This is a genomic window from Rummeliibacillus pycnus (assembly GCF_050459865.1).
In the GTDB taxonomy this organism is placed as follows: Bacteria; Bacillota; Bacilli; order Bacillales_A; family Planococcaceae; genus Rummeliibacillus; species Rummeliibacillus pycnus_B.
On record NZ_JBCMNM010000102.1, the window covers coordinates 1 to 17,433 of the forward strand.

At 35.8% G+C, this 17,433-nt stretch carries 14 protein-coding genes; 10 read left to right on the forward strand and 4 right to left on the reverse strand.

Going from position 1 to position 17,433, the window contains the following annotated elements; all coding sequences use genetic code 11:
- The first annotated feature begins 355 nt into the window (after window positions 1–355).
- Window positions 356–913, forward strand: a complete 558-nt coding sequence (locus ABE048_RS18060) for a superoxide dismutase family protein (RefSeq protein WP_430312658.1) — start codon at window positions 356–358, stop codon at window positions 911–913.
- Window positions 914–967: 54 nt separating this feature from the next.
- Here the strand turns inward: ABE048_RS18060 and ABE048_RS18065 are convergent, their stop codons facing one another.
- Entirely contained in the window at window positions 968–1,906 is a 939-nt protein-coding gene (locus ABE048_RS18065) for an ATP-grasp domain-containing protein (RefSeq protein WP_430312659.1), read from the reverse strand.
- A gap of 175 nt (window positions 1,907–2,081) precedes the next feature.
- On the opposite strand from ABE048_RS18065, the gene ABE048_RS18070 reads away from it, so the two are divergent.
- On the forward strand, window positions 2,082–2,534 hold the full coding sequence (locus ABE048_RS18070; RefSeq protein ID WP_430312660.1) for an SRPBCC domain-containing protein: 453 nt from the start codon (window positions 2,082–2,084) through the stop codon (window positions 2,532–2,534).
- 43 nt (window positions 2,535–2,577) lie between these two features.
- Here the strand turns inward: ABE048_RS18070 and ABE048_RS18075 are convergent, their stop codons facing one another.
- From ABE048_RS18075 to ABE048_RS18085, 3 genes are all read right to left on the reverse strand, one after another.
- Window positions 2,578–3,390: an MBL fold metallo-hydrolase gene (locus ABE048_RS18075; RefSeq protein ID WP_430312661.1), complete on the reverse strand. Its 813-nt coding sequence runs from the start codon at window positions 3,388–3,390 to the stop codon at window positions 2,578–2,580.
- A 346-nt stretch (window positions 3,391–3,736) separates the two neighbouring features.
- Window positions 3,737–5,083, reverse strand: a complete 1,347-nt coding sequence (locus tag ABE048_RS18080) for an aspartate aminotransferase family protein (RefSeq protein WP_430312707.1) — start codon at window positions 5,081–5,083, stop codon at window positions 3,737–3,739.
- A gap of 59 nt (window positions 5,084–5,142) precedes the next feature.
- Window positions 5,143–6,678, reverse strand: coding sequence for a CoA-acylating methylmalonate-semialdehyde dehydrogenase (locus ABE048_RS18085; protein WP_430312662.1), 1,536 nt, complete (start codon window positions 6,676–6,678; stop codon window positions 5,143–5,145).
- Window positions 6,679–6,911: 233 nt separating this feature from the next.
- On the opposite strand from ABE048_RS18085, the gene ABE048_RS18090 reads away from it, so the two are divergent.
- The 8 genes from ABE048_RS18090 (at window position 6,912) to ABE048_RS18125 (ending at window position 17,388) form a co-directional block, all read left to right on the forward strand.
- Window positions 6,912–8,501 carry a PucR family transcriptional regulator gene (locus tag ABE048_RS18090; protein ID WP_430312663.1) on the forward strand — a complete coding sequence of 530 codons (1,590 nt, stop codon included), beginning with the start codon at window positions 6,912–6,914 and terminating at the stop codon, window positions 8,499–8,501.
- A gap of 750 nt (window positions 8,502–9,251) precedes the next feature.
- Window positions 9,252–10,493, forward strand: a complete 1,242-nt coding sequence (locus ABE048_RS18095; protein WP_430312664.1) for a Zn-dependent hydrolase — start codon at window positions 9,252–9,254, stop codon at window positions 10,491–10,493.
- Window positions 10,494–10,506: 13 nt separating this feature from the next.
- The gene (gene hydA, locus ABE048_RS18100) at window positions 10,507–11,910 is read left to right on the forward strand and encodes a dihydropyrimidinase (protein WP_430312665.1); all 1,404 of its coding nucleotides are present in this window, start codon (window positions 10,507–10,509) and stop codon (window positions 11,908–11,910) included.
- A 201-nt stretch (window positions 11,911–12,111) separates the two neighbouring features.
- Window positions 12,112–13,455 (forward strand): NAD(P)-dependent oxidoreductase, encoded by a 1,344-nt coding sequence (locus ABE048_RS18105; RefSeq protein ID WP_430312666.1) that lies wholly within the window; start codon window positions 12,112–12,114, stop codon window positions 13,453–13,455.
- 19 nt (window positions 13,456–13,474) lie between these two features.
- Window positions 13,475–14,746: an NAD-dependent dihydropyrimidine dehydrogenase subunit PreA gene (gene preA / locus ABE048_RS18110; RefSeq protein WP_430312667.1), complete on the forward strand. Its 1,272-nt coding sequence runs from the start codon at window positions 13,475–13,477 to the stop codon at window positions 14,744–14,746.
- A gap of 78 nt (window positions 14,747–14,824) precedes the next feature.
- A complete protein-coding gene (locus ABE048_RS18115) occupies window positions 14,825–16,315 on the forward strand; it encodes an NCS1 family transporter (protein WP_430312669.1) in 1,491 nt (496 codons plus the stop codon).
- A 12-nt stretch (window positions 16,316–16,327) separates the two neighbouring features.
- Complete coding sequence (locus tag ABE048_RS18120) at window positions 16,328–16,543, forward strand: hypothetical protein (RefSeq protein ID WP_430312670.1); 216 nt, start codon at window positions 16,328–16,330, stop codon at window positions 16,541–16,543.
- A gap of 548 nt (window positions 16,544–17,091) precedes the next feature.
- Window positions 17,092–17,388 carry a WXG100 family type VII secretion target gene (locus tag ABE048_RS18125; protein ID WP_430312671.1) on the forward strand — a complete coding sequence of 99 codons (297 nt, stop codon included), beginning with the start codon at window positions 17,092–17,094 and terminating at the stop codon, window positions 17,386–17,388.
- Window positions 17,389–17,433: the final 45 nt, after the last annotated feature.

A 17,433-nucleotide genomic window follows, 5' to 3' on the forward strand; every position in this document is an offset into this window, starting at 1 on the left:
GCTAATTCCACATCATGCATCAGACATAATACTATTAATATTTGTTTAAACACTTTTTCAGTACCTAAAATGTAATGTAGTGACGAGGGGGTTGAAGCCAATCCCGTGGAAAGCGCCGTCTGAAGCGTAACATCCATAAAAAGGTATTGTGTTAAATTGTTTAGTATTTAGGATATATGAAATTGATTCAAAAGAATATTTGATTTAAATAAAGCTGAATTTTGAAATATTTAACCTTTTAATCTATGCAAAAATCCCATCATAATATTCATTATTTATTATCATCTCCAAATTCTAAGAAATTGGATTAAACGATTGTATTTTTGCACATTCTGACAGAAAGGAGTGTTGTTAGATGAAAAGGTTCATTTTAATAGTATCGACAATATTATTAGTAGCAGGCTGTAGTTTATCAAATGAGAAAAAAACAATGACACCAGTAAATGGTGAAAAGAGTACAAGTGCTACTGCGAAATTTATAAATTCTGATGGTAAAGATGTAGGAACAGCGAATTTATCTGAAGATGAAAATGGTGTGAAAATTAGTTTGAAGCTACATGATTTAACACCTGGTGAGCATGGTATCCATATACATGAAGCCGGGATTTGTGAAAAGCCGAAATTTGAATCGGCTGGAGCTCACTTTAATCCAACTCAAAAACAGCATGGTTATTATAATCCAAAGGGCTATCATTTAGGAGATTTACCGAATATTCGAGTGGAAAATGATGGAACAGTAGATGTTGAATTTACGACTAAAGCCTTTTCTTTAAAAACAGGGGTAGCTAACTCACTTTTTGACTCAAACGGTAGTACTTTTATCGTACATGCAGACAAAGATGATTACAAAACGGATCCAAGTGGAAATTCAGGAGGAAGAATTGCATGTGGAGTAATTGAAAAAAATCGTTAAATATAAAATAAGGTGTCATGCGTTTTTTTTGCACGACACCTTATTTTTAGGTTATTATAACTTTTCTAATTCGCGACCAAGTAATTTTGCAAGCTCAAGCATACCGAATTTTTGCGCATTAGCTTCAGCATCGCTATTGTAATTTGTATTTGTATTTACATCGTACGTATAAGCCGTACCATTTTCATCCACTATAAATTCGATGCCAGCAACCTCAATTCCATTTGACGTAAGGAACTTTCCGTATTTTTCGATAAGTTCTTTACGAGGATTTTCAACGATTTCGAATTTTGCTCGCATTTGTGGCTGTTCACCTGCTGGGCAAAATAGGTCACCAATCTGACAAGCATCCGCTGGGCAAAGTTCAAAACCTTCAGATGTATCTACACGTACAGAGTAAATATTTTTGCCACCCACAAATTCAACGCGAGTGATAAATGATTCAGGAGATTTGATATATTGTTGGATCAAAGTAATACCATCAACTGGTTCTTCATAGCTAGTACCATTTACATATTCCTCTAACGCTTGAAGTGAGTAAAATAATTGCACACCAAGACCTTTACCAGCGCGATTATGCTTCGTAATAAATGGTGTTATATTTAGTGACTTTGCAGCTGTTAAAATATTTTCCTTTCCAACTGCTACCACAGTTTTAGGTGTTTGAATGCCAAATTGTTCAAGTTGTGTATATTGTTTTACTTTACTTAACTCTAAACGAAGGGCATTACTACCATTTAACACTTTACGTCCGTAAAATTCTAACCAATCAATTACGGCACCTGTTAGCTCTGGTGCATATCTATGATCACGTGTATGAGATGAAGCACTCATACGATTATAGAAAATTCCTTCTGGAGGTTCTTCGGATAGATTGACTGTACCTGCATCTAAATGCCAAGTTTCATAGGGTAAATTAAGCTCTTCCAAACGTTTCTCAAGATGGTTTGTCCATTCATTATTTTCATGCAAAACATAGATTTTCTTCGTCATTTGAAACCTTCCTTTAATATGTTTTTTATTATTATAACAATATTTGAGGATTAAAGTATCGAAAACTTATGGATTTACTAAGAATAAAATTGATTTGTCACATGAAATGTTTGTTATTACATATTTTTTCAAGTAGGATAAGGTTAACGTGAGAGAAAGCAGGAGGGATGAGCGATTGGAAATTTTAAAATTTGAAATCAAACAAACAATGAAAGCTACATCTGAAAAAGTTTGGAATGTATTAACAAATAATGATGAAATTAAGAAATGGTTCCCTGAAATGAGCTATCATGAAAACGAAGGACTTGGTTATTATCGTTGGTTCGATGGAAATTTAGATATGAAGCTAAACGTTTTTCAAAAAGAGGACAAGCAGTTAATCGCATTTGAATGGGCTAGCAATACAGTACATATTCAGCTCACATCAAAAAATCATGAAACTGAATTCGTTTTTTTTGAATCATTAAAAGACATTGTTGAACATACACCAAAGGATCTAGCAGGTTGGTATGTTTGTATCGAAAAAATTCGCCATCTTGCTGAAGAAACTGGTGAAAAAGTAAATGATGAATTGTGGATAGAAAAATATGAAGAATATCGAAAGATTTTTGGTTTTGAAAAAGTTTAGGACGTCATTCTGACAAATAAACGATTCCTCAAAAGGAATCGTTTTAATTTCCCTCAAATAGAACCGATTCAACAATATGAATTGAATCCCAATCGCCAGAAGAAAAAAGGGTAATTGGATATTTTTTAGGGAAAAGTGATAATTGAATTTCCTTTTTTGAATACCCTTCGCTATGAAGCTTTAAAACCTGATATTGTATCTCCTCTAAATATTCCTTCTTGTGTATGATCATTTCACGACCGTTCGAGACTAGTCCAGCATGTTGACAAAAAACGTCGCCAAACTGATATGTTAATACAGTTTTCAAGGATTCAATTATAGTTGGAATACTTTCAGATTGCATTGTCACTTTTGTTTTGGGATTGACATATAAATCACCAGTGAAAAGTTGACCGGTTTGTTGATTTAAAAAGGCGAGATGATCATCCGAATGGCCAGGTGTTTCAATCATTTCCCAATTTGCATTTCGTGATTTCATTGTATTTGAAAGCGGAAGAGCTTTAAATGATTTTCGTCTACCCCAAAAAAGTTGACGATATATAGGATAATCAGCCTTACCCAAAACTTCCTCTATCGACATGTTATGAATATATACTGGAATGTTACGAGTTTTCTGTATAAAAGCTGCACCGCCAGTATGATCCTCATGATGATGTGTAATCCAAGCTTGATCATAATCCTGTTCAAGTAGAAAAGGTGCAAACTGTTTATGTAAGCTCTCACCACCTGTATCAATAAGTACCCCATCCGTGACATAACAAAATACATTCAAATTAACTCCTTGAAAAGATACTGTACCATTAATACTTTGAACGCCATTTAGCTCCTCTATGAACGCTTTTTTCTTTAAAATCATCATCATCTTCTCCTTTATGTTATTAAGATTTTACAAAAATATAAGTAGAAAGTAAATAATTTCAAATGTAATTATTTTTTATTAGAAACTCTAAATTCTAGATATAAATAAAGTAAAATTATTGCCAGGGAAATTTGAAATTTCAGAAAATTGTTGTCGTAGCTGAGTCGGTGATTTGAGAATTCAAACGGTACCATTAATCAATTAAATAAACAAAAAGTATACAAAATAATTGCCCCATCCAAAGTAAATATGGAAGGGGCAATTTTCATTCGTTACATTAATTATTATTAAATGTCGTCACTTAATAAATATAATAGAAGAAACTCGAAAAATAATTGGTTTTTTACAATGAATCAATGTTTCGAATACTATTCACCACGGTAGTTAAAACCTTTTCAAGATCTTCCTGTGAGATATTTAATGGTGGAGAAAGAGTTAACACATTATTAAAGCCTGCTACTGTTGCACCATTCTTCCCAACCAACACACCATTTTTCTTGCAATCAGCAATAATAGCATTTATTTTTTCGATTGCTAGTGGTTGTTTTGTAGCTATATCTGCTACGAGTTCAATACCGATTAATAGGCCTTTGCCACGAATGTTGCCGACATTTGGATGTTTATCAAGTTTTTCTTGTAGTGTTGCGAGAACTTCAGCACCTTTTAATGCAGAGCGTTCAAATAGTCCTTCACGCTCGAAAATTTCAATATTTTTAAGTGCTACTGCACATGACACAGGGGAACCACCGAATGTATTGACATGACGGAAATAGTCATATGCATCAGTGCCTGTAAAAGCTTCGAAAATTTCACGTTTTACAGCAGTTGCAGAAAGTGGTAAATAAGCACTTGTAAGTCCTTTAGCCATCGTTACAATGTCTGGTTGAACATCGTAATTCATAAATCCGAATGGCTTACCTGTACGGCCGAAGCCACAAATAACTTCATCGACTATCATTAATGCTCCATGTTTTTTACATACTTCTTGAATACCTTTTAAATAATTGTCCGGTGGCATAATAACACCACCACCTGTAATAATAGGTTCTAAAATCATTGCAGCAATTGTACCACTGTGTTCCCATGTCATCGTTTGATCCACTGCCTGAACACTAACTAATTGTTCTGGAGGAATGGATGGATCTTCTGGCTGGCGATACATATCAGGAGGAGCAACATGGATAAAGCCCGGTGCAAGAGGTTCATATTTATATTTACGCTCTGCCTGACCTGTTGCAGCTAATGACCCCATTGAGCTGCCGTGGTAGGCACGATAACGTGAAATAATTTTATAGCGAGAATGTTCACCTTTTTGCTGATGATATTGTCGAGCAATTTTAAATGCAGCTTCATTGGCTTCCGAACCACTATTTGAGAAGAATACGACATAGCCACCTCCAAGCATGTCGTTTATTTTCTCTGCGAGTTCTACTGCAGGAACATGCCCTTGTGAAAGTGGAGTATATGGATTTTTTAACATTTGATCATAGGCAGCTTTAGCAATTTCTTCACGACCATATCCAACATTGACACACCATAAACCAGCCATTGCATCAATAAATTGATTACCATCTGTATCTACTACAGTTGCACCATATGAATCATTGACAACATAAGTTGCTTGAGGGTTGTATGGCTTCATAGAATGCCAAACAAATTGCTCATCTTTTTCTAACATTTCATTATTCATATTTGTTTTTACCACAACTATTCACTCCTTTAATTATTGAATTCAAAAAAATGGATACTTTATTTATTTGATTTCAGTTCATCATTACTAGGGAAGGCAAATGAAGTTGTTGTATCTTCCGTTTCGTCTGGCCATCTTTCTGAAATAGTTTTCGCTTTTGTGAAGAATCGAGCTTGGTCAGGACCAAACATATGACCTTCACCAAATTTAGAACGTTTCCAACCACCAAAATTGTGGTAGCCAACTGGAATTGGGATTGGCACATTGACACCAACCATTCCAACTTCGATTTCTTCTTGGAATTTACGTGCAGCAGGGCCACTGTTTGTGAAAATTGTTACACCGTTACCTAGTTCATGATCATTAATGAGGTCAATTGCTTGTTGTAATGTTTCTACGCCAACAACGATCCGAGCAGGTCCAAATACTTCTTCTTTGAAAATCGTCATTTCTGGCTTTACATCATGTAAAAGAGTTGGGCCTAAGTAAAAACCGTTTGATTTTTCACAAATACTTGGTGTACGGCCATCAACCGCGATGCTAGCACCTTCTTCAAGAGCCAAGTCGATATGTTTAATAATGTTTTCTTTTGATTGTTTTGTAATAACTGGACCAAAGTCAACAGCAGGATCTGTATGAGGTCCAACTTTTAAGTTAGCTATTTTTTCTTTTAAGATTTCTATGAATTTTTTTTCTGTTTCTGTACCAACTGCAATGGCACCAGAAATCGCCATGCAGCGTTGAGAAGCGGCACCATAAGCGGCACCAAGGAATGCATTTGCAGTTTGTTCAAGGTTAGCATCTGGCATTACAATCATGAAGTTTTTACCGCCACCAAATGCAGCTACACGTTTATTGTTTTTGGTACCCGTTTGGTAAATATACTCAGCAACTGGTGTAGAACCAACAAATGAAATAGCTTGAATAGTTTCGTTTTCTAACAGTTCATTTACAGCATCTTTATCACCATTAATTACTGTCCAAATACCATCTGGTAAGCCAGCTTCTTTCCATAAATTGCTGATGTACAACGCAGAAATTGGCACGCGTTCAGAAGGTTTTAAAATCACTGCATTACCAACTGCAACAGCCATGCTTGTGATTGCAAGAGGTACCATGACAGGGAAATTAAATGGTGCGATACAAGCTACAACGCCAAGTGGTGATTTTGCAGAAAAGGCGTTAATATTGCCACCAACGTTAACGGAATACTCACCTTTTAACATTTGTGGAGCAGCAATCGCCATATCAACGGATTCAATACCACGGACAATTTCACCTTTTGCATCTTCTCTGGTTTTCCCGCTTTCTTCACAAATCACATCAATCAAATTTTCTTGTCTTTCAACTAATAATTGACGGAAACGGTGTAAAACTTCTACACGCTTTCCAATGGAAGTTTTTTTCCAACCAGGAAAAGCTTTTTTAGCAAGTTCAATAGCATTTTGAACTTCTTCTTTTGAGGCAAGTGGAACTTGTGCAATCACTTCGCCTGTTGAAGGATTAAAGACATCAGAATATCGAGCGCTTGTGCCATTTACCTCTTCACCATTAATAAAATGAACTAATGTTTTTACTTTTTGTTCTACTGTCATCTTAAAGCACCTCTTCCGATTACTGTTTTTGGAATTATTATTCTATTTAAGTCTATCAATTTTCCAATGCTAGACGAATAGACAAAACGTTAAATAAAAGATGCTGAAGTTTTACTAATCGTAAAAAGAGTGAAGATAATATAAACTAGAAAAAAATGATTTTTTTTAGAATAATAGGGATTTAGAAAGTGCTCTGATGTCGTAGGAATTATTTTATGATTGGAGGATTTCGAATGAATCAATATACAATGCAAGTTAAGGATGTTATGAAAAGTCCACTTTTTAATTATGCAGAAGTAGTTGCTGGGGAAAATGGAATGCAAAGGATGATTAAATGGGTTCATGTTGTCGAAGTTGTTCAAATTGAAAATTTATTAGCTGGTAATGAATTAATATTAACAACAGGGATTAGTCTAAAAGAGAGTATTCAACAATTTCAACTATTTGTAAACTCACTTATTGAATCTAATTGTGCCGGATTATGTATCGAATATGGAAAATACATTCAATCCATACCTGAAGAAGTTATTGAATTAGCTAATGCGCATGATTTTCCAATAATTGTTTTTCGCGAAGTAGTATCTTTCGTTAGTATTACACAGAATTTACATAGTTTAATAATGAATCAGCAGTACTTAATGATCTCTACACTTGAAGCCTATTCACAGCAACTTAATAAAAGTGCATTAAGTGATCAAAATATTGATGGTATTTTAAAAAATATGCATCTCCATATAAACAGTCAAATTTACTTGAATATTGAGGGAAGAGAACCGATATTTTATCCCAATATGACACAGAAAAGACGTCTAGATTATATAAATCGACTTGAAGTAGAGGAAAATAAACATCGTATAAAACAACAACCAATTTTCATACTTGATCAACATTATGCAGATTTGATGATTTATAAAGAAAATGGCGTATTTACAGAATTTGAGATGTTAATTTTTGATCGAACAACAACAGCGCTCGCTCAAATTTTAATGCGTGCATTCTATATTGAGGAAAAGCGTGATATTGAAGATGCCGAAACATTAAGTTACTGGATTGACGACAAGCTGACAAAAGAAGAGATTTACAAATATGTGCTTTCGCATCAGGCAAATTATGAAAATAATGGTGGAACAGTATTTGTTTTAGCATCACCTCATGCAATGCATAAATCTCATGAAGACATCGTGTATAGTAAACTATATTATCGTAATTTATTTGAACGGAATGGATTTATTCCTTTTTTACTTGAACGTAAAAACTACATTGCATTTATTTTATTAAATAAACAAAGATCACAAATGACGAGAGCTAATTTAAATAAAATCATCCAAACATTGAAGGATTCTAAATTTTACTTGAAACAACAAAAAAAGGGCTATCAATTTGCAGTGGGGAAAATTGTTTCTTGTATCTCAGAAATTTCAAAGAGCTATCAAACTGCACTAGACACACTATATATTTGCCGAAAAGTAAAAACGAATTCCTATTTTTATGATGATTTACACCTATTTCATTTAATCTATAAGCTTCAGATGCAATTGAATTTAAAAGAAGTCGTCCAAGATTATTTACAACCAATCATTGATTACGACGAAAAACATAATGGACGATTGATGGAAACACTAGAAACTTACTTACAGACAAATGGCTCAAAGCAAGAAACAGCCAATCAACTTTTCATCGTTCGACAAACGCTTTATCATCGATTAAAAAAACTTGAAGCTATTTTAGGAGAAGATTTTATGAACGGGTATAACCGAATCACACTTGAATTTATGCTTCTCGCCAATACACTAATCGAAGGCTCAGAAGAAAAAAATATATAAATGAATCGATTTCATAATGTAAAATTCATATAAAATATACGAACATTTTATAATGGTCAATTTTGTTCATTGTTGAGCGAAAGAAGGCGACTCCTCGAAAATCCATTCGAATTCCTTCATGCAATCTACGGGAAAGCTTGAGCTGAAAGCCCCTGAGTAACATAATGGAGGGCACTGAAAAAGTAAAAAAACCTAAATTTTTATGATAAAAATCTGGTATGGCTATCTTAGTTGAAGTGGAATTAGCGTAGACTCCTGTGGGAAAACGGACTAGACGAGACCCCGCAGGAAGCGAAAATTCTTTTTGCTTTGCAAAAGGAATTTTCTGCGACGAGTAACCGCAGGAGCAAAGGGTTTTCGCACGAGGAGGCTCGTCAGTTCGCCCACGGAAAGCGAAGCTAATTCCACTTCATGCAGAAAAATAAGCAAAAAAGAACCTTGAGCGGAAGATTTAATGTGAAAGCTTTTTTGCTTGTCCGTGAAGAGAACAGTTTTTATGTAACCGATGATAAATGAATTAATGAATTCTCATAAAAATCATCCATTCCATGCAGGTTAATGTCCCAAAAAATCCTCTATGATTAAACAAAGAAAATCATATATACATAAGCTTCCTCATATTATTTATTGCCCGAAATAGATTGACAGTTTAGAATACACCCATCTATAATAAATCTAAATTTTCTAAAAATTCCTTCATCTGGGTGATTTAAAGCTTATTAGGGAATGAACAAATTAAGGGGGAATATCATGTATACATGTAACAAAAGTAGACTTGAAGCTACGCTTAATGAATTTAGTTCGTTTGGTAAAACTCCTAATAATGGTGTTACAAGGCTTTGTTTCTCACAAGAAGATGTACAGGCGAGAAACTATTTTCGTAAGTGCTGTGAAGAATTAGGGTTAGATGTTTTGTGGGATGATATGGGGAATATGTATGCAAAACTTGAAGGTAAAAAGGACATACCTCCAATCGTCATTGGATCACATCTTGACTCAGTAGAAAAAGGTGGACGGTTTGATGGGGTTTTAGGCGTTTTAACCGGACTTGAAGTTGTTAAAACATTAATTGATCACAAAGAAGAGCTTGAGGCACCCATTGTGATTATGAACTTTACGAACGAAGAAGGAGCAAGATTTGATCCAGCGATGATGAGTTCAGGTGTTTTAGCAAACAAGTTTGATAAGGAAAAAATGCTTCATTCAAAGGATAAGAACGGAGTGATGTTTAAAGATGCACTTGACGCAAGTGGCTATGTAGGGGATGAGTCGAATCGATTAAAGAAAGCGCTTGCATACTTAGAGTTACACATTGAACAAGGTCCTGTTCTTGAAAGTGAACAACTTGAAATTGGTGTTGTTGAAGGCGTACTAGGCATGGTATGTTATGAAATCACAATTGAAGGTGAATCAAATCATGCAGGAACAACACCAATGAAATTACGAAAAGACCCATTCTTTTTAGCAACAGATTTGATCACAGAAATGCGAAAACAATTAAGCGATATTGATGATCAACTTGTCTTTACAATGGGCCGTGTCAACGTAACGCCAAATATTCATACAGTCATTCCAAATAAAGTTGTCTTTACTTTAGAAGCGCGTCATCAAGATCCTGGAAAGATAAAGGAAGTTGAAGAGGTTATTTTCGGTTTACCGGAAGAAGAAAATGGCTGTCGAGTTTCCTTTGAGAAATTATGGAGTCGAGATACAGTAGAATTTGATGAATCCATTTGTGCCCATGTTCAAAATGCATGTGAGGAATATAGCTACTCGTACAAACGTATGTATAGTGGTGCAGGACATGATGCACAATTTATGGCAAGTTATATTCCTTCTGCTATGATTTTCGTACCAAGTGTTAATGGGAAAAGTCATTGTGAGGAAGAGTTAACAAGCTTCGAAGATTGTGCTAAAGGAGCAAATGTTTTACTGCGTACGGTCCTTGCTTTACAACAAAAAATTTCAAAACAAGAATTGAAAACTTTGTAAGGGAGCAAACAGTATGAAAAAAATTATTACAGGTGGAACTATTGTAACAGCAGCTGATAAGTATGAAGCGGATTTATTAATAGAGGATGGAAAAATTACAGAAATTGGACAAGGTATTCGTTTAGAAGATGCAGAAATCATTGATGCGACTGGAAAGTATGTTTTCCCAGGTGGTATTGATCCACACACACATTTAGACATGCCATTTAATAACACAGTGACAGATGATGATTGGAAATCAGGCACTATTGCGGCTGCTTTTGGGGGAACTACGACGATTCTAGATTTCTGCCTTTCGACTGGTGAAGCTAGATTACTAGACGCGGTAGATAAGTGGCATGATAAAGCAAAGGACAAGGCAGTCATTGATTATGGTTTCCACTTAATGATTGCTGATTTAACAGAAGATACATTAAATCAACTTCCAGAAGCATTAGAAGTTGCTGGTATAAACTCAGTTAAAGTATTTTTGGCCTATGCCAAAGAATTTCAAGCAACAGACCGTACATTATTCCAAGCATTTAAAGTAGGGAAAGAAAAAGATGCCATTGTGATGGTGCATTGCGAAAATGGATCAGTTATCGATGAACTTGTTGAAGAAGCAAAATCATTGGGACATAAAGAACCAATTTACCATGCACTTACCCGTCCACCTCAATTGGAAGGGGAAGCGACAAAACGTGCGATTGAGTTAGCGAATCTTGCTGGTGCAAAGTTATATGTCGTACATGTAACTTGTAAAGAAGCAGTGGATGAAATTATTCGCGCACGTGAAAAAGGCTATCAAGTATATGGTGAAACTTGTCCTCCGTATTTAGTACTAGATCAAACAGCATTAGAAAAACCAAACTTTGAAGGGGCAAAATATGTTTGGTCACCACCACTTCGACCAAAAGGGCACCAAGAAGTTCTTTGGAATGCATTAAAAGCAAAACAGCTACAAACCATTGGATCTGACCAATGTTCATTCAGTTTTAACGGCAAAAAACAACTTGGTAAAGATGATTTCTCTAAAATTCCAAATGGTGGTCCCTTCATCGAAGATCGCTTGAGTGTTCTTTATTCAGAAGGGGTTGCGAAGGGAAGAATTACACTAAATGAATTTGTTGATATGGTATCAACAAGTGCTGCCAAAACGTTCGGTCTTTTCCCGCAAAAGGGAACTATCGCAATTGGTTCAGATGCCGATATCGTCTTATTTGACCCAAATGTAGAACGAGTGATTTCAGCAGAAACACATCATATGAACGTAGATTATAATGCGTTTGAAGGACTTGAAGTAAAAGGTGAACCAGTTAGTGTACTAAGTCGGGGTGAATTTGTCATTAAAGACAAAGAGTTTGTTGGCGAACTAGGAAGAGGACAATATATTCGACGTGAAGTGAATAAAGAAGAAAAGCCAGTTATTACGAAATAAAATACAATACAACAAAAAAACAGGGGACACTGAAAAGTCTAAATGATAGAATTTTTTAAATAAAAATTCTGTATTGCTATTTTTGATGAAGTGGTATCAGCGAAGATTCCTGCGGGAAAGCGTATGATTCCACTTCAGTAATAGCGGCTTTGTACTATATTTCAGTTTTCAGTGCTACCTAAAAAACAGGGGGCATTAGCTATGAAAGAGTTGAGCTCATTGGAAAAGAATTTTGATGAAGCGTATAGCGGTTTAACACCATACGCTGCTCTTGAAGAAGCGAATCGATGTTTATTTTGCTATGATGCACCGTGTATTCAAGCATGTCCAACAAGTATCAATGTGCCAAGTTTTATAAAGAAAATTGCATCAGGAAATTTGAAAGGCTCAGCACATGTGATTATGGATGCAAATCCAGTTGGGGCTAGTTGTGCACGTGTTTGCCCAACAGAAGAGCTTTGTGAAGGGGCTTGTGTACTCAATCATGCAGAGAAGCCGATTAAAATCGGTGATTTACAACGACATGCTACGGATTGGGCTAGAGAGAATCAGGTTTCATTGTTTGAAGCACCACCAAGCAATGGTAAGAAAATTGCTATCATCGGAAGTGGTCCAGCAGGATTATCTGCAGCACGTGAACTTCGTCGTTTAGGTTATGATGTCACAATTTACGAAGCTGAAGCAGAAGCTGGTGGTTTAAATCAATATGGAATCGTCTCATTCCGTCTACCACAACATATTGTTCAATGGGAAGTAGAACAAGTCGAAAAACTTGGGGTCGAAATTAAAACGAATCATCGAGTTGGTGACAACATTTCAGTAGACGAAATTGTAAATAACTATGATCGTGTGCTGATTGCTGTAGGAATGAATACAGTACCAATGCTTGGAATTGAAGGTGAATCATTGAATGGTGTGTACGATGCCATTGAATTTGTAAAAAGTACGAAGAATGATATCACAAATGATTTTGTTGGTAAAAGTGTTGCCGTTATTGGCGCAGGTAATACTGCAATTGATGCAGCGACATGTTCTATTCGCTTAGGTGCGGCACAAGTACAAATTATTTATCGTCGCACAGCAAAAGAAATGACAGCATATCCGTTTGAATTTGATTTTGCCAAGCAAGAAGGTGTCGAATTCCGTTGGCTATCATTACCTAAACGTATTATCGGTGATGATGAAGGCAATGTTATTGGATTAGAGTGTGTAAGAATGGAGTTAGGTGAAGAAGTGGATGGCAAAGCGAACCTCCATGAAATCAAAGAGTCAAATTTCATCATTCAAGTTGATGCCGTTATTCGAGCAATCGGACAGACACGCCATACAAATTTAATCGAACAGTTTGGTCTTGAGCATAACAGAGGAATTGTAAAAGTTGATCAAACAACATTACAAACATCAAACCCAAAAATCTTCTCATGTGGTGATGTCATCTATGGAAATGGTTATGGTGATGCAACCGTTGTATCAGCTGCACAACAAGGTAAAGATTGTGCTTACGCAATTCATCGACAATTAGAAAGTATAACCGAAATCGCGTAATTCCTTGGGGGGGACTATTATGGCAGATTTACGAATTAACTTAGCTGGTATTGAATCACCAAATCCATTTTGGCTCGCATCAGCACCACCAACAAACTCGGGCTACCAGGTCCAGCGTGCTTTTGAAGCAGGTTGGGGCGGTGCTGTTTGGAAGACATTAGGAGATCCTATTTTAAATGTATCATCTCGATTTGCTGCTGTTAGTTTTAATGGTCAACGTGTTGCAGGCTTTAATAATATTGAATTAATCACGGATCGACCGTTAGATGTAAATTTAAAGGAAATCTATGAAACAAAAAAGAGATTTCCCAATCACACCATTATTGCATCACTGATGGTGGAGCCAAAACAGGAAAAGTGGCATGAGATTGTAAAACGAGTAGAAGCTGTTGGCGTAGATGGTTTTGAATTGAATTTTGGATGTCCACATGGGATGGCAGAACGAGGAATGGGCTCTGCATCTGGGCAAGTACCTGCACTTGTTGAAAAACAAACAGCATGGGCTAAAGAAGCAGCGACAAAACCTGTGATTGTCAAATTGACACCAAATATAACAGACATTACTGTTACAGCGGAAGCTGCCGTCCAAGGTGGTGCAGATGCTATAAGTATGATTAATACCATTAATAGCTTAGCGGGTGTCGATTTAAATACATGGGATACAATCCCACATGTTGCGGGTAAAGGTGCACATGGTGGTTACTGTGGTCCAGCTGTCAAACCGATTGCATTAAATATGGTTGGCGAGTGTGCAAGAAATAAACATATAAATGTTCCTATATCAGGTATTGGTGGCATTTCAAATTGGCAAGATGCTGCAGAATTCTTGCTTATGGGTGCAACAGGCGTGCAAGTATGTACAGCAGCAATGCATCACGGATTTGGCATTGTGGAAGATATGATTGATGGATTAAATAACTACCTGGATGAAAAAGGACTTGCTTCTGTAATGGATCTAGTAGGGCGTTCCGTTCCGAAATACTCCGATTGGGGCGATCTAGATCTCAATTATCAAATTGTAGCTAATATTAACAATGATGTGTGCATTAATTGCAACAAGTGTCATATTGCATGCGAAGACACATCGCATCAATGTATTGAGCGCTATACGGATGTAGGCACAGGTAAACCAATGCTAAGGGTTCGTGAAGAAGACTGTGTTGGTTGTAATTTATGTTCCATTGTTTGTCCAGTTGATGGAGCAATAACCATGAAGGAATTGCCTCATAAAATACCTGCAATGACATGGAATGAGCGCCAAGCAATGCTTAAAACTTTTGCAAATAATTAGTTATTTGTAGTTATTTACGATGAAAGGTTACCCATTTCAAAAGCCAATGGACTATTCGAATATGGAGGTTAAGTGAAAATGAGCAATAACAATGATTATTTAAAGTCTCCAGATCTGTTGCCGATTACTCATGATCAACGAAAGATTAGTGCATTTGGATTTTCAGTTATTTGGATAGGAATGGCCATCGTACTTGCAGCATTCGCAATTGGTGCAGCAGGCATTATACATTTGTCAATGCCTATGTTAATTGTAGCAACATTAGTTGGATCGCTCCTTATTGGGATATTCATGGTGCTCATTGGTGATATTGGAGTTGAGCACGGTATCTCCTTTCCGGTTTATATGCGAGCACCATTTGGAACGATTGGGACTCATCTCCCTTCGCTAGCACGTGGGTTTACAGCTTCATGCTGGTTTGGAATCAATACGTACTTCGGTGCGCTTGCCATTAATGGGATATTAAATATTCTATTTGGTTTCGATAATTGGTTCATTTGTTTCCTTCTATTTGCGGCCGTGCAACTCTTTAATACTTCACTTGGCATTAAATCAATTGAACGATTTGCTGATTTAGCAGCTCCAATCATTATCTTAATCTCTCTTTGGATGTATATTACTTTAGCTGATAAAGCAGAGGCGTCAGGTAAAAATGTTTGGACATGGGTCGAATCACCGACAACAGGAATGGCAGCATTTACAGCGTTTATGATTGTAGTTATGGCGAATATGGGCTTCTGGGCAACCCTAGCTGCTGATATGCCAACCTTATCACGCTTTTTCAAAGCACCTGCCAATGAAAGGAACTGGTTTAAACGTAATCATACACAATTGGTTGGTTCATTAATCATAATGCCAATTGTCAATACATTTATGATTGTAATTGGTGGAGTGTGCTACATGGCAGTAGCATCAGCAGATCCGATTAATGCATTACAACAATCAGCAAGTGGCTTTATATTAGCTATCTTGTTACTCATGATCGTTCTAGCGCAGTGGTCAACAAATACGTCAGCAAACGTAATTCCTGCTGCTACAATCTTCTCCAATATAGGAGGTCCACGTGTACCTTTCTGGGTGGGGGTAGTCATTGCGGGCATCATCGGAACTTTATCACAGCCATGGAGTCTATTTGAAATGCTAAATTCTGTCCTTCTTATTATTGGAGGGATCTTAACATCTATTGTTGGTATATTATTTGCTGATTATTATCTATTACGGAAACGTCGTGTCAATGTACAAGGATTATATGAGGCAAATGGACAATTTAGATATTTAGGCGGTTTTAATTTAGCAGGTTTTATCTCCTGGATTATTGGAGGAATTATTGCAAATCTATTTCCTATGTATTCGTCACTTATTGGCTTTGTCGTAGGAGCTATTTTATATTATATTCTTGCAAAATATTGGTGGTTTAATAAGTATCCGCAACAAGAAATATTAGATCCAGATGATGGGAAATATTTGGGTATTACTATCGGAAATAGCTGGACAATTGAACCCGATGAAGACACAGCCTTAGTACCTGAAGTAGCACATAATAGCTCAACAAAAGTAGGGCACCAATAGAGGAGGGAGCATATGTCAGAATATGTACAGGTAGCTGCTGAAATTACGCAACTTGATGCGTTCTTAAATAAGCAATATCTGATTGAATCGATAATAGAAAACTTAGATGGTGCTCAAGTAGTTCTTGGATTTGAAAATCATCAAACAGATTTGTGCATTACAACAGCTGAAGCTCGTAAATATCTATCCGTAAAGTTACAAGAACAATTATCGAAACAACCGCAATAATTACTTATAGTTCTTCAAGCTATAGCCATTTTTAGTCTGGCTATAGCTTTTTTTATATAAATGAGAAGAGTATTTCCAATTATTAATCCTAATTTGTCCATTGTAAAAAATATATCAATATAGCATAAAGCGCTTTATAGAAGCAATTAGGCGGCTAATTGTATAATTAAGTAAAAAGAAGCAAATTGGCTATAAATATCTAATAAAATTGAACTTGTTGAAATTTGTCGAAAGGAAAATAAAATTAAAATTTTTAAGGGGATAGCGATTTAATTTATTATTTTTAATAGTATTTTATCAATCTAAATTTAGTGAAATTTTTAAATAAGTACTTTTGGGCATTATTTAGAATGATTCTAATTATATTACATTAAGCCCGGAAAATAAGCATCTTTACTATTTGTTACATACTATCTCTATTTCGAGATTTAATATATATTAATATAGTTTTAATTGACTATCTAAGTCTAATTCAATAAACTAATTTTGTAACAAAATTCCAATATTTTATATGAATTACAATTAAATGTGATAAGGAGCTGGTAGACGTGGCAGGACAAATTCGTATGACCCCACAGGAACTAAAAAGTAAAGCGAAAAAATATGATACATGTGGTGAACAAATTATCACAATGTTAGGTGAATTGGATGGATTGCAAGGTCAATTACGTTCTGAATGGGAAGGTAAAGCTTTTCAACAATTCGATGCTCAATTCGAACAATTAAAACCAAAAGTAAAAAACTTTGCAGAATTACTTAAAGCAATAAAGGAACAACTAGATCAAACTGCTGACGCAGTAGAAGAACATGACATGCAGCTTTCTAAAAACTTCGGATTACAATAAAACAAATTGTATATTCAAAGAGGGTTCACTTCGCTCATCGATGTA

What these genes read in the sequence shown, in the direction of transcription:
- preA (WP_430312667.1), top strand. Translation starts at nt 13,475, where the DNA reads ATGGCAGATTTACGAATTAACTTAGCTGGTATTGAATCACCAAATCCA.
- ABE048_RS18075 (WP_430312661.1), bottom strand. Translation starts at nt 3,390, where the DNA reads ATGATTTTAAAGAAAAAAGCGTTCATAGAGGAGCTAAATGGCGTTCAA.
- ABE048_RS18105 (WP_430312666.1), top strand. Translation starts at nt 12,112, where the DNA reads ATGAAAGAGTTGAGCTCATTGGAAAAGAATTTTGATGAAGCGTATAGC.
- ABE048_RS18120 (WP_430312670.1), top strand. Translation starts at nt 16,328, where the DNA reads ATGTCAGAATATGTACAGGTAGCTGCTGAAATTACGCAACTTGATGCG.
- ABE048_RS18060 (WP_430312658.1), top strand. Translation starts at nt 356, where the DNA reads ATGAAAAGGTTCATTTTAATAGTATCGACAATATTATTAGTAGCAGGC.
- hydA (WP_430312665.1), top strand. Translation starts at nt 10,507, where the DNA reads ATGAAAAAAATTATTACAGGTGGAACTATTGTAACAGCAGCTGATAAG.
- ABE048_RS18115 (WP_430312669.1), top strand. Translation starts at nt 14,825, where the DNA reads ATGAGCAATAACAATGATTATTTAAAGTCTCCAGATCTGTTGCCGATT.
- ABE048_RS18090 (WP_430312663.1), top strand. Translation starts at nt 6,912, where the DNA reads ATGAATCAATATACAATGCAAGTTAAGGATGTTATGAAAAGTCCACTT.
- ABE048_RS18080 (WP_430312707.1), bottom strand. Translation starts at nt 5,083, where the DNA reads ATGAATAATGAAATGTTAGAAAAAGATGAGCAATTTGTTTGGCATTCT.
- ABE048_RS18095 (WP_430312664.1), top strand. Translation starts at nt 9,252, where the DNA reads ATGTATACATGTAACAAAAGTAGACTTGAAGCTACGCTTAATGAATTT.
- ABE048_RS18085 (WP_430312662.1), bottom strand. Translation starts at nt 6,678, where the DNA reads ATGACAGTAGAACAAAAAGTAAAAACATTAGTTCATTTTATTAATGGT.
- ABE048_RS18065 (WP_430312659.1), bottom strand. Translation starts at nt 1,906, where the DNA reads ATGACGAAGAAAATCTATGTTTTGCATGAAAATAATGAATGGACAAAC.